Source organism: Mesorhizobium sp. USDA 4413 (assembly GCF_056280365.1).
In genome coordinates this window covers 984,469-1,011,215 of the sequence record NZ_JBVPRP010000001.1, presented here as the reverse complement: position 1 = coordinate 1,011,215, position 26,747 = coordinate 984,469, and the positions used below count along the sequence as shown (strand labels likewise).

General features: G+C 64.5%; 25 protein-coding genes. 9 read left to right on the top strand and 16 right to left on the bottom strand.

Annotated features, from left to right (window positions below):
• From iolB to phnN, 4 genes are all read left to right on the top strand, one after another.
• Entirely contained in the window at positions 1–813 is an 813-nt protein-coding gene (gene iolB, locus ACVMIM_RS05150) for a 5-deoxy-glucuronate isomerase (protein WP_476110871.1), read from the top strand.
• 233 nt (positions 814–1,046) lie between these two features.
• Positions 1,047–1,754 (top strand): DUF1045 domain-containing protein, encoded by a 708-nt coding sequence (locus ACVMIM_RS05145; protein ID WP_476110869.1) that lies wholly within the window; start codon positions 1,047–1,049, stop codon positions 1,752–1,754.
• Between the two features lie 130 nt (positions 1,755–1,884).
• Entirely contained in the window at positions 1,885–3,024 is a 1,140-nt protein-coding gene (locus ACVMIM_RS05140) for an alpha-D-ribose 1-methylphosphonate 5-triphosphate diphosphatase (RefSeq protein ID WP_476110867.1), read from the top strand.
• Positions 3,021–3,647, top strand: coding sequence for a phosphonate metabolism protein/1,5-bisphosphokinase (PRPP-forming) PhnN (gene phnN, locus ACVMIM_RS05135; RefSeq protein WP_476110866.1), 627 nt, complete (start codon positions 3,021–3,023; stop codon positions 3,645–3,647). Before ACVMIM_RS05140 ends, phnN begins: the two co-directional genes overlap by 4 nt.
• Positions 3,648–3,848: 201 nt before the next feature.
• Here the strand turns inward: phnN and ACVMIM_RS05130 are convergent, their stop codons facing one another.
• From ACVMIM_RS05130 to ACVMIM_RS05100, 7 genes are all read right to left on the bottom strand, one after another.
• Positions 3,849–4,664: an ABC transporter ATP-binding protein gene (locus tag ACVMIM_RS05130; RefSeq protein WP_476110864.1), complete on the bottom strand. Its 816-nt coding sequence runs from the start codon at positions 4,662–4,664 to the stop codon at positions 3,849–3,851.
• On the bottom strand, positions 4,664–5,401 hold the full coding sequence (locus ACVMIM_RS05125; RefSeq protein ID WP_476110863.1) for an ABC transporter permease: 738 nt from the start codon (positions 5,399–5,401) through the stop codon (positions 4,664–4,666). The genes ACVMIM_RS05130 and ACVMIM_RS05125 overlap by 1 nt, the downstream gene beginning before the upstream one ends.
• 3 nt (positions 5,402–5,404) lie before the next feature.
• Complete coding sequence (locus ACVMIM_RS05120; RefSeq protein WP_476110861.1) at positions 5,405–6,151, bottom strand: ABC transporter permease; 747 nt, start codon at positions 6,149–6,151, stop codon at positions 5,405–5,407.
• A gap of 140 nt (positions 6,152–6,291) precedes the next feature.
• Positions 6,292–7,134, bottom strand: a complete 843-nt coding sequence (locus tag ACVMIM_RS05115; protein WP_476110859.1) for a transporter substrate-binding domain-containing protein — start codon at positions 7,132–7,134, stop codon at positions 6,292–6,294.
• Between the two features lie 194 nt (positions 7,135–7,328).
• Positions 7,329–8,324, bottom strand: a complete 996-nt coding sequence (locus ACVMIM_RS05110; protein WP_041000002.1) for an ABC transporter permease — start codon at positions 8,322–8,324, stop codon at positions 7,329–7,331.
• On the bottom strand, positions 8,321–9,886 hold the full coding sequence (locus tag ACVMIM_RS05105; protein WP_476110857.1) for a sugar ABC transporter ATP-binding protein: 1,566 nt from the start codon (positions 9,884–9,886) through the stop codon (positions 8,321–8,323). Before ACVMIM_RS05105 ends, ACVMIM_RS05110 begins: the two co-directional genes overlap by 4 nt.
• Positions 9,887–10,008: 122 nt before the next feature.
• Positions 10,009–10,971 (bottom strand): sugar-binding protein, encoded by a 963-nt coding sequence (locus ACVMIM_RS05100; protein ID WP_041000004.1) that lies wholly within the window; start codon positions 10,969–10,971, stop codon positions 10,009–10,011.
• 626 nt (positions 10,972–11,597) lie between these two features.
• Between ACVMIM_RS05100 and ACVMIM_RS05095 the strand changes: the two genes are divergently transcribed.
• Both ACVMIM_RS05095 and ACVMIM_RS05090 read left to right on the top strand, forming a co-directional pair.
• Positions 11,598–12,713: a LacI family DNA-binding transcriptional regulator gene (locus tag ACVMIM_RS05095; RefSeq protein WP_476110855.1), complete on the top strand. Its 1,116-nt coding sequence runs from the start codon at positions 11,598–11,600 to the stop codon at positions 12,711–12,713.
• A gap of 65 nt (positions 12,714–12,778) precedes the next feature.
• On the top strand, positions 12,779–13,864 hold the full coding sequence (locus tag ACVMIM_RS05090) for an NAD(P)H-dependent flavin oxidoreductase (RefSeq protein ID WP_082045185.1): 1,086 nt from the start codon (positions 12,779–12,781) through the stop codon (positions 13,862–13,864).
• A gap of 53 nt (positions 13,865–13,917) precedes the next feature.
• On the opposite strand, the gene ACVMIM_RS05085 is transcribed toward ACVMIM_RS05090, so the two are convergent.
• Positions 13,918–15,321 (bottom strand): FAD-dependent oxidoreductase, encoded by a 1,404-nt coding sequence (locus ACVMIM_RS05085; RefSeq protein ID WP_476117103.1) that lies wholly within the window; start codon positions 15,319–15,321, stop codon positions 13,918–13,920.
• Between the two features lie 178 nt (positions 15,322–15,499).
• Here ACVMIM_RS05085 and ACVMIM_RS05080 point away from each other — a divergent pair, with 178 nt between their 5' ends.
• Entirely contained in the window at positions 15,500–16,300 is an 801-nt protein-coding gene (locus tag ACVMIM_RS05080; protein WP_041000007.1) for a class I SAM-dependent methyltransferase, read from the top strand.
• Positions 16,301–16,345: 45 nt separating this feature from the next.
• On the opposite strand, the gene ACVMIM_RS05075 is transcribed toward ACVMIM_RS05080, so the two are convergent.
• On the bottom strand, positions 16,346–17,047 hold the full coding sequence (locus tag ACVMIM_RS05075) for a helix-turn-helix transcriptional regulator (protein ID WP_476110853.1): 702 nt from the start codon (positions 17,045–17,047) through the stop codon (positions 16,346–16,348).
• 127 nt (positions 17,048–17,174) lie between these two features.
• On the opposite strand from ACVMIM_RS05075, the gene ACVMIM_RS05070 reads away from it, so the two are divergent.
• Positions 17,175–17,810: a LysE family translocator gene (locus ACVMIM_RS05070; RefSeq protein WP_476110851.1), complete on the top strand. Its 636-nt coding sequence runs from the start codon at positions 17,175–17,177 to the stop codon at positions 17,808–17,810.
• 21 nt (positions 17,811–17,831) lie between these two features.
• Here ACVMIM_RS05070 and ACVMIM_RS05065 read toward each other — a convergent pair whose 3' ends face one another.
• The 7 genes from ACVMIM_RS05065 to ACVMIM_RS05035 form a co-directional block, all read right to left on the bottom strand.
• Positions 17,832–18,923, bottom strand: coding sequence for a 3-deoxy-7-phosphoheptulonate synthase (locus ACVMIM_RS05065; protein WP_476110849.1), 1,092 nt, complete (start codon positions 18,921–18,923; stop codon positions 17,832–17,834).
• A 256-nt stretch (positions 18,924–19,179) separates the two neighbouring features.
• Positions 19,180–19,974 carry an SDR family oxidoreductase gene (locus tag ACVMIM_RS05060; protein ID WP_476110847.1) on the bottom strand — a complete coding sequence of 265 codons (795 nt, stop codon included), beginning with the start codon at positions 19,972–19,974 and terminating at the stop codon, positions 19,180–19,182.
• Between the two features lie 29 nt (positions 19,975–20,003).
• Positions 20,004–20,996 carry an inositol 2-dehydrogenase gene (iolG, locus tag ACVMIM_RS05055; protein ID WP_278051106.1) on the bottom strand — a complete coding sequence of 331 codons (993 nt, stop codon included), beginning with the start codon at positions 20,994–20,996 and terminating at the stop codon, positions 20,004–20,006.
• Between the two features lie 84 nt (positions 20,997–21,080).
• Positions 21,081–21,851: an ATP-binding cassette domain-containing protein gene (locus ACVMIM_RS05050; protein ID WP_042637543.1), complete on the bottom strand. Its 771-nt coding sequence runs from the start codon at positions 21,849–21,851 to the stop codon at positions 21,081–21,083.
• A gap of 2 nt (positions 21,852–21,853) precedes the next feature.
• Positions 21,854–22,930, bottom strand: coding sequence for an ABC transporter permease (locus ACVMIM_RS05045; protein WP_041000012.1), 1,077 nt, complete (start codon positions 22,928–22,930; stop codon positions 21,854–21,856).
• A 186-nt stretch (positions 22,931–23,116) separates the two neighbouring features.
• Positions 23,117–24,058: a sugar ABC transporter substrate-binding protein gene (locus tag ACVMIM_RS05040; RefSeq protein WP_041000013.1), complete on the bottom strand. Its 942-nt coding sequence runs from the start codon at positions 24,056–24,058 to the stop codon at positions 23,117–23,119.
• Between the two features lie 355 nt (positions 24,059–24,413).
• Positions 24,414–25,445: a LacI family DNA-binding transcriptional regulator gene (locus ACVMIM_RS05035; protein WP_476110844.1), complete on the bottom strand. Its 1,032-nt coding sequence runs from the start codon at positions 25,443–25,445 to the stop codon at positions 24,414–24,416.
• A 188-nt stretch (positions 25,446–25,633) separates the two neighbouring features.
• On the opposite strand from ACVMIM_RS05035, the gene ACVMIM_RS05030 reads away from it, so the two are divergent.
• Positions 25,634–26,740 carry a fatty acid desaturase family protein gene (locus ACVMIM_RS05030; RefSeq protein ID WP_476110842.1) on the top strand — a complete coding sequence of 369 codons (1,107 nt, stop codon included), beginning with the start codon at positions 25,634–25,636 and terminating at the stop codon, positions 26,738–26,740.
• Positions 26,741–26,747: the final 7 nt, after the last annotated feature.

Below are 26,747 nucleotides of genomic sequence, written 5' to 3'. Positions count from 1 at the left end.
ATGTCGAAACTTCTCGTCAAGGCCGACAAGGGCCATGGCCACGTCGCCCACGTCACGCCACAGAGCGCCGGCTGGACCTATGTCGGCTTCGATCTGCATCGGCTTCGTCCCGGCGAGACGGCGTCCGGCAAGACGGGCGAGCGCGAGGTCTGCCTGGTCTTCGTCACCGGCAAGGGCAAGGCGTCGGCCGGCGGCAAGGATCTCGGCCTGCTGGGCGAGCGCATGTCGCCCTTCGAAGGCAAGCCCTGGTCGGTCTATGTGCCGCAAGGCGCCGACTGGTCGGTGACCGCCGACACCGAGCTGGAGCTCGCCGTCTGCTCGGCGCCCGGTCTTGGCGGCGGACTGCCGGTGCGCGTCATCGGACCGGACGATCTCGGCCAGGAAGTGCGCGGCAAGGGCACCAACACGCGCTACGTCACCAACATCCTGCCCGAGGGCAAGCCGGCGGATTCGCTGCTGGTGGTCGAGGTCATCACGCCCGGCGGCCATACCTCCAGCTATCCGCCGCACAAGCACGACCAGGATAATTTGCCGGCCGAATCCTATCTCGAGGAGACCTATTACCACCGCCTCAACCCGCCGCAGGGCTTTGCCTTCCAGCGCGTCTACACCGATGCCGACCGCAACGGCGTGCGCGAGCTGGACGAGGCGATGGCGATCGAGGACGGCGATGTCGTGCTGGTGCCGAAGGGCTACCACCCCTGCGCGGCCTGCCACGGCTACGACCTCTATTACCTCAACGTCATGGCCGGACCGAAGCGGACGTGGAAATTCCACAACGCGGCCGAGCACGAATGGCTGATGAAGGCCTGACCGGCGGATTGGTCCAGTCCGGAAAAATCGTCGGCTAACGCGCTCTGTGCTGGACTTGCCTTCGAAAACCCATGAAGCTTCGTCAATCCGTCATGGAAATCACCTATGGCAGCGGTTCCGCTGCATGTCGCCGCAAGCGCTCCGGCGTTTTTGGGTCCACGACTTGCCGAAACAATGACTTGAAGCGCGTCGCATGATCCTTCGGGGCGCAGCGCGCTTGACGAGGAACGCCGATGCGCTACGCCATCTACTACACCCCCGGGCAGGACGAGCAGCTGGCGCGCATTGCCGCCAACTGGCTGGGCCGCGACCCGTTCGGCACGGCGACGCGGCCGGTGGAGGCCGTGGGCGATCTGTCGGCCGCGGAAGTCGCCTTCCACACCGCCTCCGCCAGGCGTTACGGGTTCCATGCCACGCTGAAGGCGCCGTTCCGGCTGGCGCCAAACGAGACGGAAGCCTCGCTGCGCGCCGCGCTCGACAGTTTCGCCGAGGCGACGCCGCCGGTCGTTATTCCGCGCCTGGTCGTCGGCCAGATCGACGGCTTCTTCGCGCTGGTGCCGGAAACGCAGTTCGCGCCGCTCAACGATTTCGCCGGCGAGGTGGTGCGCGCCTTCGATCGATTCCGCGCGCCGCTGACCGAGGCCGAGATCGAGCGCCGCAGCCCCGATGCGCTGAAGCCGGACGAGTTCCGCAACCTCTGCCAGTGGGGCTATCCTTACGTCTTCGACACGTTCCGCTTCCACATGACGCTGTCGGGGCGCGTCGGACCGGAGGAAAGCCCACGGCTGCGCGCGGCGATAGACGGCCTGTTTTCAGATGTGCTGCGGCAGCCGGTGCCGGTGGATGCGCTGACATTGTTCGTCGAAAGCGAGCCCGGCGCCCCGTTCATGGTGCTTTCCCACCATGCGCTTGGCCGCAGCCCGGCCCGCAAAACCGCCTAGGGCGGATCAGCGGAAACGCTGAACCGCCCTGTCTTTAGTTTTTACGCAATTCCGGATGGAAAACCGCAAAGCACTTTTCCTGGAACTGCTCTGATTTGATCGCCGACCGTTCGAGATAGGACCGCCCGAGATGACCGCCGAAACCGTTCTCACCAATGCCCGCATCGTGCTGCCCGACGAAATCGTCGAGGGCTCGCTTCTGTTGCGCGACGGCCTGATTGCCGCCATAGAGCCGGGGGCCGCCCGCGCCGGCGAGGACATGGGCGGAGACTACATCATCCCGGGTCTTGTCGAGCTGCACACCGACCATCTCGAGGGCCATTACGCGCCGCGCCCGAAAGTGCGCTGGAACCCGATCGCCGCCGTGCTTGCCCATGATGCCCAGGTCGCGACGGCCGGCATCACCACCGTGCTCGACGCCTTGCGCGTCGGCATGGACGAGGACGCCGACCTGAAGTCCGACGACGTGCGCAAGCTGGCCGACGCGATCGAGGACAGCGTGCGCCAGGATCGGCTCAGGGCCGACCATTTCATCCACCTGCGCTGCGAGGTTTCCGCACCCGATTGCCTCGAGGCCTTCGCCAATTTCGAGACCGACGAGCGGGTGAAGCTCGCCTCGCTGATGGACCATGCGCCTGGACAGCGCCAGTTCGTCAATCTTGAGACTTATGCCTATTACTACCAGCGCAAGCTGAAGCTGACCGACCGCGATTTCCAGAAATTCTGCGAGAAGCGGATGGCGGAATCGGCCCGCAATTCCGGTCCGAACCGTGTCTTCATCTCGGCCGCCTGCCATGGGCGCGGCATCGTGCTGGCGAGCCACGACGATGCAACCGCCGGCCATGTCGACGAAGCGGTCGAGCAGGGCGTGCGCGTCGCCGAGTTCCCGACGACGGAAGAAGCGGCCAAGGCCTCGAAGGCGGCGGGCCTCGGCGTGCTGATGGGCGCGCCGAACGTCATGCGCGGCGCCTCGCATTCCGGCAATGTCTCGGCGCGCACGCTTGCCGCCGACGGCCTGCTCGACATCCTGTCCTCAGACTACATCCCCTTCAGCCTGATCCAGTCGGCCTTCTTCCTCGGTGATGTCGTCGAAGGGATTTCGCTGCCGCAAGCGGTCGCCATGGTGTCGAAGAACCCGGCCGAGGCGGTCGGCCTCACCGACCGCGGCGTTATCGAGCCGGGCCGCCGTGCCGACCTCGTGCGCGTGCGCGTGGACGACCATGTGCCGGTCGTGCGCACGGTGTGGCGCCAGGGCAGCCGGGTCGCATGATGGTCTCGGCCCTCATCGAGCGCGAGCTGGCCGAGAGCCTGCCGATCCGCCACGGCGTCTTCGTCGCGGTGGTCGGCCCGAGCGGTGCCGGCAAGGATACGCTGATCAGCTACGCCAAGGCGCGCTTTGCCGGCGAGACGCGGCTGGAATTCGTGCGCCGCGTCATCACCAGGCCGAGCGATACGGCAAGCGAGGATCACGACACGCTGGCCGATGCCGCCTTCGCCGAAGCGGAGGCCGACGGCGCCTTCTCGTTGTGCTGGGATGCGCATGGCCTGCGCTACGGCCTGCCGGCCGATGTCGACTGGGCCGTGGCGAACGGCCATGTGGCGGTCGCCAACGTGTCCCGCGCGGTCATCCCGGCGCTGCGCGAGCGCTACGCCAATCTGGCCGTTGTCGAGATCACGGCGGCGCCGGAGATCCTCGCCGAGCGGCTGGCCGCGCGCGGCCGCGAATCGCGTGGCGAGGTGCTTGTCCGCCTGGCGCGCAGCACCAGCGTCAAGCTGACGGGATCGGACGTGACCTCGATCGACAACAGCGGCGACAAGGAAATCGCCGGCGAACGCTTCGCCGAGGTGCTGCGCAAGGCGATGGCGTTTTCCGATCTCTCGGACATGATCTAGCGCCTTGCCCTTCTCCCCTTGTGGGAGAAGGTGGCTCGGTGCGCAGCGCCGAGACGGATGAGGGGTGTTGGAAGGAGCGCTACGATGACGAAATGGGCGCTGGAAGCATCCTATTCTTCAGTGCCTCGTTTCTTCCAGCACCCCTCATCCGGCCGCTTCGCGGCCACCTTCTCCCACAAGGGGAGAAGGTGAGGCAGCGCTTCACTTGCTGAAGTTGGCGATGAACTGCTTGAACTGCGGCGTCGGCGGCCTGGCGAACATTTCTTTCGGCTCGCCCACCGAATCCACCTCGCCTTTGTGCAGGAACATCACCTTGCTCGAGACGTCGCGGGCAAAACCCATTTCGTGGGTGACGACCAGCATGGTGCGTCCTTCTTCGGCGAGCGAGCGCATGACGCGCAGCACCTCGCCGACCAATTCCGGATCGAGCGCGGAGGTCGGCTCGTCGAACAGCATCACCTTGGGGTTCATCGCCAGGGCGCGGGCGATTGCCGCGCGCTGCTGCTGGCCGCCCGACATGTGCGGCGGATAGTAGTTGCGGCGCTCCCATATGCCGACGCGCTTCAGCAGCGCCTCGGCCTGCTCCAGGCACTCGGCGCGCGGGCGCTTCAGCACATGCGTCGGCGCGGCGACGAGGTTTTCCAGCACCGTCATATGCGACCAGAGATTGAAGCTCTGGAAAACCATGGCGAGGTTGGCGCGGATCCGCTCCACCTGGCGGATATCGGCCGGCATCTGGTGACCGTCGCGCCCGCGCTTCATCTTGATGAGCTCGCCATCCACCCGCACTTCGCCCGAATCCGGGGTCTCCAGGAGATTGATACAGCGCAGCATCGTGCTCTTGCCGGAGCCCGAGGAGCCGAGGATCGAGATGACATCGCCCTTGTGCGCTTCGAGCGAGATGCCCTTGAGCACCTCATGATCGCCAAAGCATTTGCGCAGGTCCTTGACGCTGATCGCGGGCGTCTCGTCAGAGGACGGCGCCGCTTTCGCAGCAGCGGCGACATTTGCCGACATCACAACACCTCCGGGACGGGTTTGGCCAGCTGGTTCTGCTCGGGCGGGGGACGCAGATGCGGCGAAAGCCGATATTCGACCCAGGCAAACAGCCGGGCGATCGACAGGTTGAGCAGCAGGTAGATCACGCCGGCGCAGGTCAGCACCTCGATCGGCCGGAACGTGTCGTGCTGGATCTTCTGCGCCGTTCCCATCATCTCCATGATGGTGACCACGGAGGCGAGCGCGGTCGCCTTGGTCATCAGGATGATCTCGGTCGAATAGGCCGGCAAGGCGAGCCGCAGCGCGATCGGCAGCGTGACGAGGCGAAAACGGGTGAAGGCCGACATGCCGAACGCCTTGGCCGCCTCGATCTGGCCGACCGGCACCGCCCGCAGTGCGCCGCGGAAAATCTCGCTCTCATAGGCGGCTGTGTTCAAGGCCATGGCGACGATCGTGCAATACATCGGATCGCGCAGGATCGGCCACAGGATCGGGCTGTGGCGGACGAAATCGAACTGCGAGAGCCCGAAATAGATCAGGTAGAGCTGCACCAAGAGCGGCGAGCCGCGGAAGACGAAGACATAGGCGCGGGTGAAATATTCGCCCAATTTGTAGCCGGAAGCCCGCAGCCAGGTCAGGCCGGTGGCGATGACGAGCCCGAAGGCGATGCCGAAGAACCAGATCTCGAGCGTCAGCGGCAGCGCCTTGAGCACGCTCCATATGGTCGAAAGATAGAAATCAAACTCCACCGCCACCTCTCACTTCGGCCGCGTGAAACTGCGCGAGGTGTAGCGCTCGGCCCGGTCGAAGATCGGCGTCGAGATCGACGTCATCACCAAGTAAAGGATGCCGGCGAGCGTGTAGAAAAGCAGCGAGTGATGCGTCGAGCGCGCGGCCTTGTTGGCCGTGAGCATCAGCTCGGCGACGCCGGTGACCGAGATCAGCGCCGAATCCTTGATGGTCAACTGCCAGACATTGCCCAGCCCCGGCACCGCGAGGCGCAGGACCTGCGGCATGATCACGAGGCGAAACCGCAGCCAGGCCGACATGCCGTAGGCGCGGGCCGCTTCCAGCTCGCCGCGGTGAATGGCCAGGAACGACCCGCGAAAAACCTCGGCCTGGTAAGCGCCGGAAATGATGCCGACCGCAAGCACGCCGCCCAGGAAGCTCGGCATGTTCAAAATGTCGGTCGAGCCGATCGATCCGGTCGACCTCGCCACGCCGGTCAGAACCTGGGTGCCGCCATAGTAGAATAGGTAGATAATCAAAAGTTCCGGTTCGCCGCGGAAGACGGTGGTGTAGCTCTCGCCGATAAATCTCAATCCGCCGCGATGCGAAAGCTTGGCAGCCGCCACCAGCGACCCAAGCGTGGCGCCAATCAGCATCGATACGACGGTGACGGCCAGCGTCCAGCCGATGCCCCAGAGCAGTTGCACGCCCCAGCCGGCGGCCAGCAGCTCATAGGCCGTCGATGCCTGGTCCTTGAGATCGTTGAGAAACTCCACTTACGGCTCCTGCGGGCGCCGAGATAGGCATCGACGGTTGCCTGCCTTGATGCGTGTCGTTCGCCCAAAACCGCTCTGCTTTTTGGGCAACAAGCACTCAATGCAAAACGGGAGCAGCCTTGGCTGCTCCCGTTGCGACATTACTTGGTAATGTCGATCTTGAACCACTGCATGGAGTATTTCGACACCGAGCCGTCGTCGAGCGCGGCCTTGAGGGCCTTGTTGTAGATGTCCTGCAGGTCCTTGTCGGTCTTGCGGAAGGCGGCGCCGATGCCCGGTCCGAGGATCGGACCGCCCTTGAATTGCGGCCCGACGAATTCGAGGTCCTTGGCATCGGGCTTGGCCAGCGTGCCGAGGAAATAGGTGGTGTCGGCGAAGGCCACGTCGATGCGGCCCGCCATCAGGTCGAGGTCGTGCTCGTCGGTGGTCTTGTATTCATGGACGTTGGCGACGTCCTTGAGATATTTGTCGGCAAAGGTTGCCTCCGTGGTCGACACCTGCAGCCCGATATTCTTGCCGGTGAGTTCCTTGCGCAGCGTGTCGAGCGCCGCCTTGGATTCGGCGTCGTCCTTCGACAGATCGATCATCTTGCCTTTGTTGGACAGGTTGGCCAGCGGGCCGTTCTTGTCGGCCAGGAAAGCCACCGGCGAAGAGGCATAGGGGATCGAGAAGTCAATAGTCTTCATGCGTTCCTCGGTGATCGACATGCCGTCCATGACGATGTCGAACTTGCCCGCCGTGAGGCCGGGAATGACGCCGTCCCAATCCTGAGCGACGATCTTGCATTCGAGCTTCGCGCGGGCGCAGACGTCGTTGAGGATGTCCACCTCGAACCCGACGATCTTGCCGCTGGCATCCGTCTGATTCCAGGGAGCGTAGGAGCCCTCCATGGCAACGGTGACGGTCTTCCAGTCCTTGGCCATCGCCGGGGTCGAGCAGGTCAACGCCAGCGCGGCGAGCGCGATCCAACGTGATGATGTCACGGTACTTTCTCCCAATTTTGTTCTTGGAACCCTCGGATACAATTTGCTTAGCCCAGCCCCGATTCTGCGACAAGGGGCTGTTTTCCGCTTCACGCGTTGTTGCAGTTCGTCCACGAATCCGGACTTGCCCGGCGGTTCAACCGCGAGCATCGATCCAATCGGAGCCGGGACCGGGGCGTGGACGGAAGAGCGAGCTATTCCGCCGGCGCGCCGGCGACATTGCGGCGCGTCGCCTCGATCATCCGGCGCCGGGCGCGGAATACGCCCCATTGCTGGTCGACCAGGACGCCGATCAGGATCACGCCGCCCATCACCGCGAAGTTGAGCGATGAGGGAATGCCGAGCAGGTTGACGAGGTTCTGCAGCTCCTGCAGCAGCACGGTGCCGAGGACGACGCCGAACAGCGAGCCCTCGCCGCCGCGCAGCGAGAAGCCGCCCAGCACCGCCGCGGCGATGGCATAGAGCTCGTAGAACTGGCCGTGGCTCGCCGGCGAGATCGAGCGCGTGTACATGGCGAAATAGATCGCCGACAGCGCGGTCAGCACGCCGCAGATGACATAGGCCGCGATGATCACCCGGCCCGTGCGGATGCCGGAATATTTCGCCGCCTCCTCATTCTTGCCGATGGCGTAGAGATAGCGGCCGAACACCGAGCGGTGCAGCACCACCCACATGACGATGGCGATGACGATCAGCGCGATAAAGGAGTTCGGCAGCCCGTAGGAGCGCCCGGCGGTCAGGAATTCGAGCGTCGGGAAATTCTGCCCGAAGGCGAAGCCCGCCGTGCCGTCGGCGGTGTAGAAGCGCGCCACGCCGCGATAGATGAGCAAGCCGCACAGCGTCACCACGAAGGGCTGCAATTTGAGCCTTGTGATCAGCCAGCCATGCACGAAGCCGATGACCGCGCCGAGCATGATGATGACCACGAAGGCCAGCGGCCAGTCCAACTCGCGCACCGCGATGAAATCGATGAACAGCGTGCCGAGCAGCGCGATCAGGGAGCCGACCGACAATTCGATGCCGCCGGTGATGATGACGAAGGCCTGGCCGATCGAGAGGATACCGAATAGCGCGACAAGGTTGGAGGTGTTGGCGAGGTTGATCGCCGACAGGAAGCGCGGATTGATGGCCGTCACCACCGCACCGACCACAAGGATCAGGATCAGCAGGCCGAGATCCTTCTTGCTCATTGCACTCCTCCCGCCGCTTGCAGCAATTTCGGCTTCTTGCCGACCGCCAGCAAGAGCACGTTCTCCTGGCTGAAATCTTGCTTGTCGAGAATGCCGGAGAGCTGCCCCTCATGCATGACCGCGATGCGGTCCGACACGCCGATCACCTCCTCCATGTCGCTGGAGATCATCAGCACGGCGACGCCGGCATCGGCCAGCGCCCGCATCAGTCCGTAGATCTCGGCCTTGGCGCCGATGTCGATGCCACGCGTCGGCTCGTCCAAGATCATCACCTTGGGGTTCATGGCCAGCCATTTGGCCAGGACCACCTTCTGCTGATTGCCGCCCGACAGCGTGCCGGTGCGGGTGAGCACCGACGGCGCCTTGATGCCGAGGTTCTTCTTCTGCTTTTCGGCCGTCGCGAGCTCGGCGCCGGTCGAGACCAGCGAGCGCCTGGCATGCGCCGGCAGGTTGGGCAGCGATATGTTCTGCGCGATCGAAAGGTCGAGCAGTATGCCGGTCAGCTTGCGGTCTTCCGGCACGAGGAAGATGCCGTTCGCCACCGCGTCGGCGGCCGATGTTACATTCAGCGGCTTGCCGTCGAGCGTGACCCTGCCGGCCAACCGTTCGTCGATGCCGAACAGGACGCGGGCGAGCTCCGTGCGGCCGGAGCCGACAAGGCCCGCGAGGCCGAGGATCTCTGCCCGCCTCAATTCGATGCTAACCGGCCGGTCCGGATAGGTGCTGGTGCGGATCGCTTCGGCAGCCAGCGCCACGCTGCCCGGCGCGCGGGCGGCTTCGCCGGCCTTCTCGCGTTCCTTCAGCATGCGGCCGATCATCAGCCTGACCATCTCGTCGTGGTTGATCTGGCTCTTCGCCAGCGTGCCGGCCAGCGTGCCGTCGCGCAGCACCACGACGCGGTCGGCGACGCGCTCGATCTCATGCAGCCGGTGCGAGATGAAGATGACGCTGATGCCTTCCGCCTTCAGCCCCTTGATGACGTCAAGCAGCTTTTCGGTCTCGGCGATCGGCAGGCTGGAGGTCGGTTCGTCGAGGATGACAAGGCGGGCCTTGATCGACAACGCCTTGGCGATCTCGACCATCTGCTGCTGGGCAAGCGACAGCGACGCCACCGGGGTGTCGGCCGAGAAATTGGCGCCGACGCGCTTCAAGAGCGGCGCCACCATGTCGCGCAATTTCGCGCGGTCGACCAGCCTCAGCGGACCGGCGCGCAGCGGCTCGCGGCCGAAGAAGATGTTGGCAGCGACATCGAGATTTTCGAAGAGGTTGAGCTCCTGGTGCACGAAGGCGATGCCGGAGCCGATGCTTTGCTCGACGGTCAGCCCGTCATGTGCTGCGCCATCGACGGTGATGGTGCCGCTGTCGGGCCGCGTTACGCCGCCGAGAATTTTCATCAGCGTCGATTTGCCGGCGCCGTTTTCGCCGACAAGGCCGATGACCTCGCCGGGCCTCACTTCCATAGAGAACCTGTCCAGCGCGACAACGCCCGGATAGGTCTTGCGCACGGCGTCCAGGCTCAGGAACGGAGCCGTGATCGGCTGGGTGGTGTCGGTAGAGGTCATCGCGCCTAAGTTTACCGCACGGGGCAAAAGCCGGTGGCCACAGACTGACGGGCCTTGGCCGGCCCGTCAATACGAACGCCGGCTCAAGGCGGGACGCTTGAGCCGGCGCGACTGTTTTGGGCTTATTTGCCCTGCATCGCCTTCAGGTTGGCGGCGTAGGCGTCGACGTCATCCTTGCCGATGATCTTGGTCGGGATGATGATCAGGTGGTTCTCCGGGATGCCCGACTTGTCGCCCTTGAGGTAGGCGGCCATCAGCTTCATGCCCTGATAGGCCCATTCGAAGGGCTGCTGCACCACGGTGGCGGCGACGGTGCCTTCCTTGACGCCGCCCAGCGTGATCGGATCGTCGTCGAAGCCGACGACGGTGATCTGGCCGAGCTTGCCGGCGTCGCGCAGCGCTTCATAGATGCGTGGCGTGTTGTAGGAGTAGAAGCCGACCATGCAGGTGATGTCGGGGCTGGCGACCAGCGCGTCCTCGACATTCTTCTTGGCGCGCGCCTGATCGATGTCGTCGCCGCGCACGTCGACCAGCTCGATCTTGCTGCCGGCGAGCCCGTCCTTCATGCCCTGGATGCGCTCCTTGGCGTTGTCGGCACCGAGCAGGCCGACGAAGCCCAGGCACTTGCCGCCGTTCGGCATCGCCTTCTTGGCGATCTCGGCCGCCTGCTTGCCGGCATCGACGTTGGAGGAGCCGATATAGGCGACGCGCTTGGTCTGCGGTGCATCGGAGTCGGTGGTGAACAGCGCGGTTTCCGACGCGATCTTGTTCAGCCCTTCGGTCGAGGTCTTGGGATCGACGGCCGAGACCATGATGCCCTTGACGCCGGCCGTCACCAGATCGTCCATCAGCCGCTGCTGGATGGCGACCGAGGACTGTTCCGGATATTTCAGCTCGAGATTATAATCGGGCAATTCGCCCTGCGCCTTCTTCACGCCGGCTTCCGCCGCCTTCCAGAAGTCCGACGCGCCGTTGACGACGAAGGCCAGCGTCGGCTTGTCGTCCGCCCGGGCTACCGCCGTGGCTGCAAGCCCGATGAGCAGGGCCGCCGCGGCGACAGATGCATTACGGATCATGGATTTCATAGTTCAACCTCCCTTGTAGAACTTGCCTTGTAGAGCTCGTCGCCGATGTCTCGGCTGCGGCCCGGACAACCCTCCTCCTCAAGGGTGCGGCGCAAAGATCCGCCGACTTAAGAACGGTGCCGATCCGGCCGCGGTTGAGACACTAGACACTCATGCGGCGTTCGTAAATAGTCCGATTTGTCTGACATTTTCGTGAGGATGGACGCAAGCCCCGGATCGGCGATGCCGCCGTTTCGAGCGAGCGTCCTTCCGCACCTGACGCCACCGAACGGAAGCCCGGACGGTCACGACGAGTTGACAGTAGAACGCTAACGGCTATTAGTAAAGAGTATTAGCTATGAGGCCAGGCGCGCGCTCTCGAGCGGAGGAGACGCTGAGCGAAGAACGCGCTGGAGTGTGAAGAGCGAGGGCGGCAAGGCTCGCAGCCGCGCGGAAAATACCCGGATTCGTCAGCATTATTGACCTTGTCCGACTGGTTTCGTCGCGACGCGGCGCCGCCAGCGATTTGCATGTTGCGTCTGCTAATATATATTAGTCAGCTGCAAGCTCGATGAACGCACCGGCCCGACCATCTTGCCGCTGTCGTCGGCCTTTGCTTTAGAGCCGGCTGGGTTTGGGAAACGATCATGAGCGAACCGACGGAACTCAGCGATTCTCCCGGGGCTTCCAGGCGCCGCAAGCCGTCGGCCAAGCCCAAGGGGCGCGTCACCATGACCGACATTGCACGCGCCGCCGGCTGCTCGCAGGCGACGGTATCGTTCGTGCTCAACAACTCGCCCGGCATCAGGCTGTCGCAGCAAACCCGCGACCGGGTGATCGAGGCGGCGCGGGCGCTGGGCTATGCGCCGCCGGTCTTTTCGGCGCTCCGACCGCCGGTGACGCCGTTCGAGGGCCTCGACGGCGTCATCGGCTTCGCGGTCGACCAGCTCGCCACCAGCCCGGAGGCGGTGGTCGCCATCGAGGGCGCGCGACAGGCCTCGTGGAATGCCGGCAACGTGCTTCTGGTGGCGCAGACCATGGGCGACGCGGTGATGGAGCCGCGCGCCGTCCAGGCGCTGACGCGGCGCGGCATCTCGGCGCTGATCTACATGACCATCTTCACCCGCGAGATCGCGGCGCCGGATTTCCTCTACAGCCTCGACATCCCGGTCATCCTGCTCAACTGCTACACCGCCGATTATGCCTTCCCGGCCGTGGTTCCCTCCGAGATCGCTGGCGGCCAGAGCGCGACAAGGCATCTGGTTGCGCACGGCCATCGCCGCATCGCCACCATCACCGGCGAACCGTGGATGCAGGCCGCGCAAGACCGGCTCAAGGGCTATCGCCGCGCTTTGGCCACTGCCGATATCCCGTTCGATCCCGAGCTGGTGGTCGAGGGCGACTGGTCGGCAAGCGCCGGCTATGCCGCGACGGTCAAGCTGCTCGGGCTCAAGGAGCGGCCGACCGCGATCTTCTGCCAGAACGACCGCACCGCGATCGGCTGCTACGAGGCGCTGAAGGAAGCCGGCCTGCATATCCCGCAGGACATTTCGGTGGTCGGCTATGACGACGAGGAGATCGCCCGCCATCTCTTCCCGCCGCTGACCACCTCCATCCTGCCGCATCTGGCGATGGGCCAATGGGCGATCGAGCAGCTCGAAACGCCGCCGACGCCAGGCCGCGGCCGCTATCCCATCACCAAGCTGGAATGCCCGCTGGTGGAAAGGGAGAGCGTGGGGAGCGTGCCCACACAATTGCGGTGACCCGGCCCTGAGACAGGCTTATGATAGGCGCGAGTGTGTCCCGTCCCGGACAGGAAAAAACGCTCATGTGGCCGAACCGCCGTTTATGCGATCTCTTGAAGATCGAGCATCCGATCATCCAGGCTCCGATGGCCGGCTCGGCGACGCCGCAGCTCGCCGCCGCGGTGAGCAATGCCGGTGGGCTCGGGTCGCTCGGCTGCGCATCGATGCTGCCGGATGGCCTGCGCAACGTTGCGCGCCAGATGCGCGCCTCGACCGAGCGTCCCTTCAACCTCAATTTCTTTGTTTTTCCCAGACCCGATACCAGCGACGCCGTGCTGAACGGGGTCATCGACAGGTTGCGGCCCTACTACGAGGAGCTGTCGCTCGACGAACCCTCGCGGAGGCTCCCGCCGATCGGACCGGGTTTCGACCAGGAAAAGCTTGAACTGCTGCTCGAGATCCGCCCGCCGGTCGTGAGCTTCCATTTCGGCATTCCGGATGCGGCTGCCGTCGGCAGGCTGAAGCAGGCCGGGATCGCGATCATCGGCACCGCGACGAATGTCGCCGAGGCGCGCAAGCTCGCCGACGGCGGGGCCGACGCAGTCATCGCCCAGGGCTGGGAGGCGGGCGGCCACCGGGGCTCGCATGTCCCCAATGGTCCCGGCGACGGCGTCGGCACGATGGCGCTGGTCCCCCAGGTCGTCGACGCCGTCGAACTGCCGGTCATTGCCGCGGGAGGCATCGCAGACGGCCGCGGCATAGCGGCGGCTTTCGCGCTTGGCGCCAGCGGCGTGCAGATCGGCACCGGCTTTTTGTCCTGCGACGAAGCCGGCACGGACGCACCGCGCCGCGCCCTGATCCGCGCCGCGAGCGACATGGACACGATGGTCACCGACGCCTTCACCGGCCGCGCGGCGCGGGCGAGACGCACCCGCTATGCCCTGGAGATGGAGGAGAGCAGGACGCCCCTTCCGGACTTCCCGCAAATGGTGGCGCTCAGCGCTCCGCTCGGCGACGCCGGCGCAAAGGGAGATTTCGCCTTTCATCTCTATGGCCAGGCGGCGGCGCTGAACAGGGAGCTTCCCGCGGACGAATTGATGCGGACGCTTGTGGCCGAAACAGGTGAGATATTCGAAGCCCTCTCGGCCGGCAAAACGACGCCTGCTTGAGCGAAGTCTCCGGTCGTTGGCGCTCCCGATAAGTCCCACCCAGATCGCAAAGATCAGCCGGCAAGCAGGGACGCCATACGGTTGCGATCGATGATGTTGGCGCTCGGCGGTAAGGGCTGACCATCCAGCTCGGCCAGTTTTGCCGCGATATGCGGACTGGCGACGACGTCCTGCGGCAGCGAAACGCACATGGCGATCTCGATCACGCCGCGAAACACGTCGGCATCCTCGCTTGCGGCGGCGAAAAGCCGGGCCATGACCGGATTCGGCGGCGGAACAGGAAGGCCGTCCGCCAGAGCGTTCATCTCCGCGATCCGGGCACGGTCGGCGGCGATCTGGTTGCGATAGAACGGGCCGACCTGGCGCTCGGTCTCGGCATCGTATTCTCGCGAGAACTCGGCAGGGTCTTCGATATGCCGGCGAGCGACGTTCCTGAGCACCTGCGCGTGCACAAGACCGACGCTCAAGCCCCGCCCGGCAGACGGATTGGTGCAGGCCCAGGCGTCGGCCACAGCCGCAAACCCGGTGACGACAGGCTGGCCGTCGACGACAAACCGCCGGTAGCGGTCGAGAACGCCCGCCATCAGCAGGACATGTGTGATCGGCTCGCCGTCAAGCCAGTGGGCCTGCATGGGACAGGCCATGACGACACGGTGGAACGTAGCCGTATCGCGCAAAGCCCGCATGGCCTTGTTTCTCGCGGAAGTGAACAGGGTGACCGACCAGGTGTCGTTGTCGCCGTCCAGCGTGAGAATGGAGAACATCCCCATCGGAGTGAGCAGGCGGCCCTTTCGGCGCGGCCGCTGCTTGCCCGTGAAGTAGCGGGTGAAATAGACGAAATTGCTGTCCTCGGCTTCCTCGCTCGGGCTGCGGCCTCCTGCCGCGACGATCCATTCGCAGGCAGGGCTTCGCCGCCCCATCGCGTCGATCACCAGATCGGCGCGGATTTCTTCGCCGGAGGTTGCACGAACGCCCGCAATATGCGGCACGCCGGGAATGGCCGACGCGCCCGTGATCAGCTCGCGAATCTTGGTCCCCCGCCGGATCGTCACATTGGGCGCCGCTTGCGCCATCTCGGCCACGGCCCATTCGATCACCGGCCGCCGGCCGGTGACGAAGCGCATCGCTTCATCGCCCGGGCGGGGCGCCCTGTCCGTTATTGTCGGAGGCAACGATCGAGGGTCGAAAAAGTCCATCCAGACGCAGCCGGCGCGCAGCAATATATCCGTCAGCCCGGGCAGTTCCTGATCGGCGACCATCCGAAAACGCGAGCTGAGGTTGTGAGGCTGCCTGAATTGCGCGACGCCGGGGCGCTCCCAGTCCCATCCTTGAACGGAACTCGAAGGCTGATCCGCCGGATCGGCCTCGAGGACCGTCACGTCATGACCGTCGCGGCCAAGCATGGCCGCCGTGCACAACCCGATTACGCCTCCACCGCAAATCAGGATCTTACTCACCCCGTCCCCCAATGTCCGCGAGGGTCGGGCACTATATTAGCTTCTGTACACGTTCGCGGCAACGTGCCGGACCGGCCAGCGCCGACCCGCTCCACGCTTGCGTGCGATCACGCTGCTTTCGTCGCTTGGCATGGCTTCCGCGCAGGTCTAGGCTGGGAACCAGCGAAGGGAGGGCGGGATGACATCAAGCTTCACCGTTCACGCCGCGTCCGGCTATGAGCAGCTGATGGGCCGCTGGAGCAAGAGACTCGCGCCGCTGTTTATCGATTTCGCCGGTCTGGCCGGCGGCGAAAAAATCCTAGATGTCGGCTGCGGCACCGGCAGCCTGACCTTCGAACTGGCGAAATCGGCCGATCTTGCCGAGATCCAGGCCATCGACTTCTCGCCGGTTTTCGTCGCGGCGGCGAAGGAGAGGAACACCGATCCGCGCGTCACCATCAGCCAAGCGGACGCCACCGCGCTGCCTTTCACGGACAATGCGTTCGACCGGGCGCTGGCGCTGCTGGTGCTGCACTTCGTGCCGGAGGCCGGCAAGGCGGTGGCTGAGATGCGCCGCGTCGTGCGGCCGGGCGGCGTGGTCGCGGCCGTTGTCTGGGACCATTACGGCGGCATGACCGGCATGCGCATGATGATCGACACCGTCGCGGCGCTCAGCGAAAGCGGGCGCCAGATGCGGAGCCGCTATTGCTTCCAGCCGATGATGCAGCCGGGCGAGATGAAGCGGACTTTCGTCGAGCAGGGTCTCGCCGACGTTACCGAGACTGAGCTGATGATCCGCATGGACTATGCGGATTTCGACGATTTCTGGGCGCCGATCGGCGCCGGCGAAGGCCCTCTCGGCAAATACATGACCACGCTGGATGCGGCCGAGCGGGAGCGCGTCGAGGCCGCCGTGCGCGATGCCTACCAGGCCGGCCGGCCCGATGGGCCGCGATCTTTCGCCAATGTCGCCTGGGCCTGTCGCGGCATCGTGCCTTGAAATCGCGCCGACCGCGCAGCGCTGCATCGCTAGGCCGGCGACGCCTCAGTTGCTGACGGCCGAGGTGTTGATCTCCCAGCCGTCGACCCAGACCTGCCGCAGCCGGTCGCCCTCGCCCTTGAACCACAGGCCCGCCGGCCGGCAGCCCTCGATGCGGTCGCTGCGGAAATTGCGGATGGCCTGGCGCAACTCGCACCAGGCGACGATATTGGCAGTCTCCGCATAATAGATCAGCGCGACCGGGCGGATGATGCGGTCGGTCGCCCGTCCCGCCTCGTCGCGATAGGAGAGGCTGAGCTTCTCCTCGTCGCGGATGGCGCGGCGGACCAGCGCAAGGTCGACGGCGGAAGCGGAGGGTGCGGCAAAACCCCAAGCATGCAGCGCATTGGCATCGAGCGTCTGCCGCAAGGGCGGCGGCACCGCGCCGGCGATCTTGGCGCCGACCCGCTTTGCTGCTTGCTTGAGCTCGTCGTCGCCGGTGCGTTCGAGCAGCGCCAAGGACAGCACGATCGCCTCCATCTCCTCGATGGAAAACATCAGCGGCGGCAGGTCGAAGCCAGGACGCAGTATGTAGCCGATGCCGCGCCCGCCCTCGATTGGCACGCGCATCGCCTGCAGGGCGGCGATGTCGCGGTAGACCGAGCGCACCGTCACTTCCAGTTGTCCGGCTATCGTCGCCGCGGTCACCGGCCTTCGGGCCAGACGCAGGATCTGGATGATCTCGAACAGGCGCGAGGCCTTGCGCATTTTTCCATCCGGCCGAAACGCAACTGACACATCCCCGTCAGTTGGGGTGACCTATAGGGCCGCCTAGCCGCTTGAAAAGCAACAGATTCCTTTTCCGCACTAGCGGCCGAAGCGATAGGCAACTGACATGAGCTATGCCGAAAACCTCTGGCTGTTCTTCGCGCTTCTGTTCGGCATCATCGCCGTTCCGGGTATGGACATGCTGTTCGTGCTGGCCAATGCGCTGACCGGCGGCAGCAACCGGGGCCTGGCGGCGACCGCCGGCATCATGCTCGGCGGCGCCGTGCACACGCTGAACGGCGCGATCGGTGTCGGGCTGCTCATGCATTTCGTGCCGATCCTCTTCACGCCGCTGCTGGTCGCCGGCGCTGCTTACATGGCCTATATTGGCATTTCGCTGATGCGCAGCTCGATCACCGTCGGCGATGACGGGCCCACGGGGAGCCGCTCGGCCTGGAAGGCGTTTCGTCAAGGCCTGGTGACCTGCCTGATCAATCCGAAAGCCTATCTCTTCATCCTCGCCGTCTATCCGCAATTCCTGAAGCCGGCTTACGGTCCGATCTGGATGCAGGCGACAATCATGGGATTGCTGACGGTCGCCACACAGGCGGCGATCTATGGCGGGCTCGCCGTCACCGCCGGGCGCAGCCGGAGTTTACTGGTCGATAATCCGGGCGCGACGATCCTTGCCGGACGGGCAGCGGGACTTTTGCTGTTCGCCGTCTCGATCTTCACAGCCTGGGAAGGGTTGAGGGCGGCGTGACCGCCGCCCTCTCCATTCGGCTTACGCCGCGCCCTGACGGCTGGCGAGCATTTCGCGCTTCACTGACCGGCGCCATTCGACGGCGCCGGCAAGGCCGTGCAGCACCGTCTCGGTGGTCGCCCAGTCGATGCAGCCATCGGTGATGCTTTGGCCGTAGGTGAGCGGCTTGCCGGACACGACGTCCTGCCGGCCGGCGACGAGATTGCTCTCGATCATGACGCCGATGATGCGCTCGTCACCGGAAGCGACCTGGCCCGCCACGTCATGCGCGACCTTCGGCTGGTTCTCCGGCTTCTTGGCGCTGTTGGCGTGGCTGACATCGATCATCAGCCGCGGCGCGACGCCGATGCGGCCGAGTTCGGCAGCGGCGGCATCGACGCTTGCGGCATCATAATTCGGCTGGATGCCGCCGCGCAGGATGACATGGCAATCCTCATTGCCGGTGGTCGCGGCAATGGCGCTGCGGCCGCCCTTGGTCACCGCCATGAAATGGTGCGGCTGCGCGGCGGACTTCACCGCTTCGCCGGCGATCCTCAGATTGCCGTCGGTGCCGTTCTTGAAGCCGACCGGGCAGGAGAGGCCCGAGGCCAGCTCGCGATGGATCTGGCTTTCGGTCGTGCGCGCGCCGATGGCGCCCCAGGCGACAAGGTCGGCGATATATTGCGGCGTCGTCATATCGAGGAACTCGGTCGCCGCCGGCAGGCCGAGATTGTTGACGGCCGACAACACGTTGCGCGCCATGCGCAAACCCTTGTCGATGTTGAAGCTGCCGTCGAGATCGGGATCGTTGATGAGCCCCTTCCAGCCGACCGTGGTGCGCGGCTTCTCAAAATAGACGCGCATGACGATCTCGAGCCGGTCGGCCAGGGTCTCGCGCAGCGCCGCCAGACGGCTGGCGTAGTCCACGGCGGCGACCGGATCGTGGATGGAACAAGGGCCGACGATGACTACCAGTCGATCATCGGCCCCCGTGAGGATGGAATGAATGGCGTTGCGCGAAGCGGCAACGGTGCGCGTCGCCGTGAGCGAGCGCGGTATCTCGCGCATCACCTCTTCCGGCGTGCTCAGGACTTTGAGTTCCTTGACCCGAAGGTCGTCTGTGGTGGTCAACACGGCTTCTGCTCCTGGTTAGGAGACCTGCCGGCTGAAACAAAAAAGCCGCCAGGTCTGGCGGCTTGTCGGATTTTGATCTGGAATTTTCAGATCGAGCGCAATCCTCCCGCCGCCAGCGAGCTGTAATAAAAGTACCAAAACGAGGCGGTCAGGTGGATCATGCGGCTCATATAATCGATGTGCGGGCGCTTGTCACTCTCTCATTCTCTGACGCAATTCCGGACGGAAAACCGCTTCACACTTTTCCTGGAATTGCTTACTCGCCGATCACGCCGGCAATGTTCTGGTCATAGTCGACCAGCGAACCCGTCATAACGCCGGCTTGAGGGCTCAGCATATAGGTGATCAGCCGGGCAAGCTGAGCGGGTTTCACCAACTGGCCCATGGGCTGTGCAGCCTCGGCCTTTTCCAGCCAGTCGTCCGGCGCGTCGTGCCACTTCTTCTGCACGATCGCCTCGCCTTCGGTGTCCATCCAGCCGGGCAGCACGGCATTGCAGCGGATGCGGTTCTTCCGGTAGGCGCTCGCGACATTTTTGGTCAGCGTCATCAGCGCGCCCTTGCTGGTCGAATAGGGCGTGAGGAAGGACTGGCCGGCATGCGCCGACATCGACAGCACGTTGACGATCGAGCCCGGCGCCTTGCGCTCCAGAAGATGCGCGACCAGGCCCTGCATCAGGAAGAAGGGGCCGCGTACATTGGTGTCGAATATCTGGTCGAAGAGCTCCTCGGTGGTCTCCACCAACGATCCCCGCGCGGACGTGGCGGCGGCATTGACCAGCGCGCTGAGCGTTCCGAAATGCTTAATCGCGGTCTCGACGGCGCGCTTGCAGTCGGCAACCTTGGCGACATCGGCGCTGATGAAGATCGCGTCGACGCCGTTCTTCTTGAGTGCTGCGACGGCCTTGTCGCCCTTCTCCTGTGAGCGGCCGATCAGCGCCAGCGCGCGACAGCCCTCGTCGGCCAAGGCTTCGGCGACCGCGAAGCCGATGCCCTGCGCACCGCCGGTGACGATGGCGCGCGTTTCTGAATTGCGACCGGCCAAACCGTTCATCGCTCTGCTCCTCTAATCGAGTTCAACGTTCAATCGATGCGGACGGTCTTGCCCGTCTTCGCCGACTGCAAGGCGGCGTCGGCCAGCCTCAGCGCAATCAATCCATCCTTGCCGCTCGGCGCCGCCTTCTTGCCCGCGGTTGCCGCGGCGATAAAGGACGCGATCTCGTTGGCGTAGGCGTCGATGTAGCGGGTCATGAAGAAATCGTGCAGCGGCGGACGGGTGTAGCCCTTGTCGTTGGCGAGCTCGATCGAAACCGGCCGCTGGTTTTCGGCCGCGACCATGCCCTTGGAGCCATGCACCTCGATGCGCTGATCGTAGCCATAGGTGGCGCGGCGCGAGTTGGAGATGACGGCCTGCTTGCCGGAGGCGGTTTCGAGAATGACGCTGACGGAGTCGAAATCGCCGGCTTCGCCGATTTTTTTATCCACGAGCACCGAGGCATGGGCGCTGACGGCAACAGGTTCTTCACCCAGCAGGAAGCGCGCCATGTCGAAGTCGTGGATGGTCATGTCGCGAAAAATGCCGCCGGAACGGGCGATGTAATCGAGCGGCGGAGCGCCCGGATCGCGGGACGTGATGGTGACCATCTCGACATCGCCGATGGCGCCGTCGTCGATCGCCTTGCGCACGGCGGCGAAATGCGGATCGAAGCGGCGGTTGAAGCCGACCATCAGCGTGGCATTGGTCTTCTCGACCACGGCCAGGCACTGCTCGACGCGCTTGACGTCGAGATCGATCGGCTTCTCGCAGAAGATCGCCTTGCCAGCCTTGGCGAAGCGCTCGATGAGGTCGGCATGGGTGTCGGTGGGGGTGCAGATGATGACGGCGTCGATGTCCTTCGCCTGCTCGATGGCGTCGATGGTGCGGACTTCAGCGCCATAGGCGGAGGCCAGCTCCGTCGCCGCCTTCTCAAAGGCGTCGGCCACGGCCACCAGCCTGGCCTGCGGGTTGGAGGCGACGGCGCGGGCATGCACCTTGCCGATACGGCCGGCGCCGAGAAGAGCGAAGCGGAGTGTCATGAAATGTCCTTCGAGGGGTGGGTTTGTAGGCATATCCGCACCTTCCGGCGCGGACGATTTGGTCTGGTCCCGTCGTGGCGCCAGTCAGGCGGCCTGGAGTTCGGCCTGTCCGGTCTTGGCGCCGGTGATGTAGGCGACGATGTCGTTGCCGTCGGTGTCCTGCTTGCGGAGATTGGCGACGATGCGGCCGCGGCGGAAGACGACGATGCGGTCGACCAGGTCAAACACCTGGCGCATGTTGTGGCTGACCAGGATCAGCGGCTCGCCGTTCTCCTTCAGCGTGCGGATGATGTTTTCGACCTGCGCGGTCTCCTGGACGCCGAGTGCGGCCGTCGGCTCGTCCATGATGATCAGCTTGGAGGCAAAGGTCGCCGTCCTGGCGATGGCCACGCACTGGCGCTGGCCGCCCGACATGTGGCGGATGGTGCTGGAGAGGTTCGGGATCTTCACCGCCGTGCGGACAAGTGCTGCCTCCGTGGCCTTGCGCATCGCCTTGCGGTCTAGGATCGAGAAGGGGCCGAGGTTGAACAGCACCTTCTCGCGGCCGAGGAACAGGTTCGACGGCACGTCGAGGTCGTCGGCCAGAGCGAGGTTCTGGAACACGGTCTCGATGCCGGCCTCGCGCGCCTCGATCGGGCCGGCGAAGTTCACTTCCTTGCCGTCGAACCAGATCTTGCCGCTAGTGCGCTGCTCCACGCCGGTGATCTGGCGCACGAAGGTCGACTTGCCGGCGCCGTTGTCGCCCATGATGGCGACATGCTCGCCCTTGCGCAGCTCGAAATTCGCCTCCTGCAGCGCGTGCACGCCGCCATAGTGCTTGGTGAGGTTTTCGGTCTTCAGGACGATGTCGGACATGGTCAAGCTCCTATCGCGCGGCGGCGCTGGCGCCATTGATCGAGAACGACCGCGCCGACGATGATCACCCCCTTGACCATCTCCTGATAATAGGCGTCGAGGCGCAGGAAGGTGAAGCCGGAAATGATGACGCCGAAGATCAGCGAGCCGATGACGGTGCCGATGATCGAGCCGCGGCCGCCCGACAGCGAGACGCCGCCGATGACCGCCATGGCGATGGCGTCGAGCTCGTACATGACGCCCATGCCGGCCTGGGCGGTGAGGTTCTTGGAGGACAGCACCACGGCGGCGATCGCGGCCAGTATGCCGGCGATCGCATAGACCAGCACCTTGTGGTTGGCGATCTTGATGCCGGACATGCGCGCGGCATCCTCGTTGGAGCCGATGGCATAGCAGTGCTTGCCGTATTTCGTGTAGGTCAGGATGAGCTGGAACAGGATCGCCAGCGAGATGAAGATGATGACGGGCATCAGGCCCTTGCCGATGGCGGCGAAACTGTCGGTCGGGAACGAGATCGGCTGGCCCTTCGACCACCATTTGGCGATGCCGCGGGCGGTGACCATCATGCCGAGCGTGGCGATGAAGGGCGGAATGCGGGTGTAGGCGATCAAAAGGCCATTGATCAGGCCGGCGATCAGGCCGCAGCCGATCGCGACCAGCAGCGGCACGATGACCGGCAGGTCGGTCCAGCCATAGTTGATGAACATCGCCTTGGGGTTGGGATTGCCGTTGACGGTCGCAACCTGGGCGAAACTCATGGCGATCATGGCGGTGGCGCCGACGATCGAGCCGGAGGACAGGTCGATGCCGCCGCAGATGATGACCTGGGTGACGCCGATGGCGATGATGCCGACGATCGAGACCTGCAGGATGATGATCTGCAGGCGCTGCTCGTTGAAGAGCCCGGAAACATTCTCGCGGGTGTTGAACAGGAAGCTGTCGCCGAGGAAGACGCGGCCGATCAGCTCGAAGGCGCCGACCAGGATGACCAGCGCCAGGAACACGTTGAACTCGGCCGGCCATGGGCGCTTCTTGGCGTCGTAGCTCAGCCCGCCAATGCCATGCGATGTCTGTGACACGTCTTCTTCCTCCGAATGACCGCGCCCGTTCTCCCGCCCGGCCGGGCGGGAGGGGAGAGGAGCGGCGCCGCTTGATCAGCAGCCGACTTCAGCCAGTCCGATGCGTCGCGGCACCACTCCGCGGTTGTCTTCGCGCAATTCCATGCCGAGACCGAGCACGGTTTCCCGGAATTGCGCGGGCGCGTCTCAGTTCTTCTTCAAGAACTTGTCGATGTTCGCCGGGGTGACGAGCTGGAACGGGATGTAGACCTTGTGTTCCACCTTTTCGCCCTTGGCGAGCTTCAGCGCGGCGTCGAGCGCGCCGGCGCCCTGGCCGGCCGCATCCTGGAAGACGGTTACGTCGAGATCGCCCGCCTGCATGGCGGCCAGCGCGTCCTGGGTGGCGTCGACGCCGCCGACGACCACCGACTTCATGTCGATATTGGCGGCCTTCATCGCCTGGATGGCGCCGATGGCGCTTTCGTCATTGTTGGCGATCACGCCGTCGAACGCCTTGCCCGACGACAGCCAGTTGGTCATCAGGTTCTGCGCCTCGTCGCGCTTCCAGTTCGAGGTCTGCTTGTCGATGATCTTGATGAAGTTGCAGTCCGGCGTGGCGATCACTTCGTCGATGTCCTTGGTACGCTGCACCGCGGCCTGGTTCGAGAGCTCGCCCATGATCACATAGACGTTGGCTTCCTTCTTGCCAGCTTCCTTGAACAGGCGGCAGACTTCCTTGGTCTCGAGCGTGCCGGATTCGGCCTCGTTCGAAGCGACGAAAGCCTGGTTGTCGGGGAGCTTGTCGACGTTGATCGGTTCGCGGTTGACATAGACCAGCGGAATCTTGGCCGCGGCGGCCGCGTCCGACATCGCCTGGGTGGCCGAGGTGTCGACCGGGTTGACGATGATGGCGTCGACGCCAGAGGCGGCGAAGTTCTTGATTTGGTCGAGCTGCTTGGCGACGTCGTTCTGCGCGTCTTCGACCTGCAGCTCGACGCCGTCCATGCCCTTGGCCTGCGCGATCATGCCGTTGCGCAGCACGGTGAGGAAGTTGTCGTCGAAAAGAGCCATCGAAACGCCGATCTTGGCGGCGAAGGCGGATGAACACATCAGCGCCGAAAGCGCGACGCCCAAAAGAAGTTTCTTCATTTTATTCTCCTCCACTTGGTGTCCGGCTGCACCCATTGAACCGGAATCCCCGGTTTGCCCGGGGAATCTCTCCCTGCGGCCATGCGGCGTCGCCAATTCGATTGGGGCGCCTCGTCCTCCGTTCGAACAGATGTTCCGGAACGAAAGAACCAAAAAGCCTAGTTAGTGAAATATTTATTCCATTTCGTTTTGGAAACGTCAAGGGCGATTCCGACCGGGACGGCCGGTTTTTCGATCACTATCGGCGTGACGAGGACCACGATCGTCGAAACCTTAGCCCGAATCGAAGCAAACCATCGTGAAAGAATCCATCAGGCTGATGGATTCTTTCATGGCGACGCCATCGCTCTTGGGCCTAGATGTTTTCCGGCAGATAGATGTCGAAGGGCAGGAAGGTCTGCCCGGGCGCGTTAGCGGCGCCGCTTTCGATGGCATGGGCCATCAGCCCGACGAGCTCCCGGCAAAGTGCGGCGAGCGGCGTTGAGATCACCATGGTGAGGATGTTGTCGGCAAGTGCGGCGCGCGAGACGGCGTTGATCTCGTTGCAGATAACGACCGGCATCTCGGCCGGGCGCGCCGTCCGCAGCGCCGAGACCGCGCCTTCCATGCCGCCGCCGGCGACATAGCAGCCGGCAAGATCGGGATGGCGCGCCAGAAGGTCGAGCATGGCGTCATGCGTCACGTCATTGGCCTCGAGGTTGACCAGTGTCTCCATCACGGTGAAGTCCGGCGCATGCTCGCGAAAGAATGAGCGGAAGCCGATCTCGCGCAGCTCATGACCGTGGAAGCGATGGCTGCCGACGAACAGCGCGACCTTGCCCGGCTTCCTGGCGGCCTTGGCGATCATCCAGGCCGCGCTGCGCCCGACCTTGCGGTTGTCGAGCCCGACATAGCCCTCGCGGATGCCGGCGGCAAAATCCGACAGCAGCGAGAAGACCGGCTGGCCCCTCGCCTTCAGCGCCTCGACGACCGCCGTAAGGTTGGGATGGTCCGGGCCGACAACGGCGATGGCTCTCGACTTGGCCGCCAGTTTGCGCATCTGGGCGGCGATCTCATCCGGCGCCAAGGACGTGGCGAACTCGACGGTTGCAACGCCGCGGAAACGCTGCGACTGCGCAACCGCCAGTTCGAGTTCGCGGGCGAAATCGCCATAGAAGACATCATTGCCCCTGAGCAGCAGGAAGCCGAGCCGGTATTCCGGCAATTCCTGGCGCATGCGTTGCTTGATCAGCCCCGCCGCGTGATAGCCGATCTCGGTGGCGGCGTCGTAAACCCGGCGCGCCGTCTCCTCGCGCACCGGCAGGCGGCTGTTCAGCACCCTGTCGACCGTGGCGACGCTGACGCCGGAGACGCGCGCGAGATCGGTAATGGTCGGCCGCTTTGCCATGAACGCTTCCTCGCTTGCCCGACTCCGTATATCCGACTCAGGATATCTCATTCTGATAGGAAATGATAGAAACTATCTTTCTGATGTTGAGACTATCAGACCTTGCGGCTATGCTGAAGTCGAAACTCAGCGATGCGCGGCCCCTGCATGGTCGGGGAGGCTCGCCAAGCGCTGGCGGAGGAACTCCAATGACGGCAATCACGTCTTCGGCGGCGTCGCCGCGCGACTACAGCCTGACCGGGCGAGACGCCAGGCTCGCGCTCGAGAACGGGCTGGCCGCGGCCGAGTGGTACCACACCGAGATCCCGCGCAAGCAGATGAAGGAGCTGATGCAGCGCTCCGACCAGCCGGCGATCCGCGACACTATCATCTGGCTGGCCGCTTTCGTCGTCAGCGCCGCGGGCGGCATCTGGTTCTGGGGCAGCTGGTGGTGCGTGCCGTTCTTCTTCGTCTACGGCACGCTCTACGGTTCCTCGACCGATTCCCGCTGGCATGAGTGCGGCCATGGCACTGCCTTCCGCACGCAATGGATGAACGATGCCGTCTACCAGCTCGCCTGCTTCATGATCATGCGCAACCCGGTGACCTGGCGCTGGAGCCATACGCGCCACCACACCGACACGATCATCGTCGGCCGCGACCCGGAAATCGCCGTCATGCGGCCGCCGGACCTGCTGCGCGTGGTGCTCAACTTCTTCGGCATTCTCGACGCATGGCACGCGATGATCGACATGGTGCGTAATGCCGCCGGTGTCATCAGCGCGGCGGAAAAAACCTTCATTCCCGAGCAGGAGCAGCCGAAGGCGATCCGCGTGGCCCGCATCTGGCTCGCCATCTATCTCGCTACCGTCGCCCTGGCCCTCTACCTGCATTCCTGGCTGCCGCTGATGCTGATCGGCCTGCCCCGCCTCTATGGCGCCTGGCATCACGTCATGACCGGCCTGCTGCAACATGGCGGCCTCGCCGACAATGTCATCGACCATCGGCTCAACAGCCGCACCGTCTACATGAATCCGATCAGCCGGTTCATCTACTGGAACATGAACTACCATGTGGAGCACCACATGTTCCCGATGGTGCCCTATCACGCGCTGCCCAGGCTGCATGAGATGATCAAGCACGACCTGCCGGCCCCCACGCCTTCGATCCTTGCCGGCTATCGCGAGATGATCCCGGCCTTTCTGCGCCAGCTGCGCAACGAGGATTATTTCCTCAAGCGCGCGCTGCCGCCGACGGCGAAGCCCTACCGGGAAGAACTGCACAACGACAATACGGTGGCGGCAGCGGCCGAGTGAGCGGCCC

What these genes read in the sequence shown, in the direction of transcription:
- ACVMIM_RS05140 (WP_476110867.1), top strand. Translation starts at nt 1,885, where the DNA reads ATGACCGCCGAAACCGTTCTCACCAATGCCCGCATCGTGCTGCCCGAC.
- ACVMIM_RS05070 (WP_476110851.1), top strand. Translation starts at nt 17,175, where the DNA reads ATGAGCTATGCCGAAAACCTCTGGCTGTTCTTCGCGCTTCTGTTCGGC.
- phnN (WP_476110866.1), top strand. Translation starts at nt 3,021, where the DNA reads ATGATGGTCTCGGCCCTCATCGAGCGCGAGCTGGCCGAGAGCCTGCCG.
- ACVMIM_RS05040 (WP_041000013.1), bottom strand. Translation starts at nt 24,058, where the DNA reads ATGAAGAAACTTCTTTTGGGCGTCGCGCTTTCGGCGCTGATGTGTTCA.
- ACVMIM_RS05060 (WP_476110847.1), bottom strand. Translation starts at nt 19,974, where the DNA reads ATGAACGGTTTGGCCGGTCGCAATTCAGAAACGCGCGCCATCGTCACC.
- ACVMIM_RS05050 (WP_042637543.1), bottom strand. Translation starts at nt 21,851, where the DNA reads ATGTCCGACATCGTCCTGAAGACCGAAAACCTCACCAAGCACTATGGC.
- iolG (WP_278051106.1), bottom strand. Translation starts at nt 20,996, where the DNA reads ATGACACTCCGCTTCGCTCTTCTCGGCGCCGGCCGTATCGGCAAGGTG.
- ACVMIM_RS05110 (WP_041000002.1), bottom strand. Translation starts at nt 8,324, where the DNA reads ATGAGCAAGAAGGATCTCGGCCTGCTGATCCTGATCCTTGTGGTCGGT.
- ACVMIM_RS05080 (WP_041000007.1), top strand. Translation starts at nt 15,500, where the DNA reads ATGACATCAAGCTTCACCGTTCACGCCGCGTCCGGCTATGAGCAGCTG.
- ACVMIM_RS05100 (WP_041000004.1), bottom strand. Translation starts at nt 10,971, where the DNA reads ATGAAATCCATGATCCGTAATGCATCTGTCGCCGCGGCGGCCCTGCTC.
- ACVMIM_RS05095 (WP_476110855.1), top strand. Translation starts at nt 11,598, where the DNA reads ATGAGCGAACCGACGGAACTCAGCGATTCTCCCGGGGCTTCCAGGCGC.
- ACVMIM_RS05130 (WP_476110864.1), bottom strand. Translation starts at nt 4,664, where the DNA reads ATGTCGGCAAATGTCGCCGCTGCTGCGAAAGCGGCGCCGTCCTCTGAC.
- iolB (WP_476110871.1), top strand. Translation starts at nt 1, where the DNA reads ATGTCGAAACTTCTCGTCAAGGCCGACAAGGGCCATGGCCACGTCGCC.
- ACVMIM_RS05035 (WP_476110844.1), bottom strand. Translation starts at nt 25,445, where the DNA reads ATGGCAAAGCGGCCGACCATTACCGATCTCGCGCGCGTCTCCGGCGTC.
- ACVMIM_RS05075 (WP_476110853.1), bottom strand. Translation starts at nt 17,047, where the DNA reads ATGCGCAAGGCCTCGCGCCTGTTCGAGATCATCCAGATCCTGCGTCTG.
- ACVMIM_RS05105 (WP_476110857.1), bottom strand. Translation starts at nt 9,886, where the DNA reads ATGACCTCTACCGACACCACCCAGCCGATCACGGCTCCGTTCCTGAGC.
- ACVMIM_RS05030 (WP_476110842.1), top strand. Translation starts at nt 25,634, where the DNA reads ATGACGGCAATCACGTCTTCGGCGGCGTCGCCGCGCGACTACAGCCTG.
- ACVMIM_RS05145 (WP_476110869.1), top strand. Translation starts at nt 1,047, where the DNA reads ATGCGCTACGCCATCTACTACACCCCCGGGCAGGACGAGCAGCTGGCG.
- ACVMIM_RS05090 (WP_082045185.1), top strand. Translation starts at nt 12,779, where the DNA reads ATGTGGCCGAACCGCCGTTTATGCGATCTCTTGAAGATCGAGCATCCG.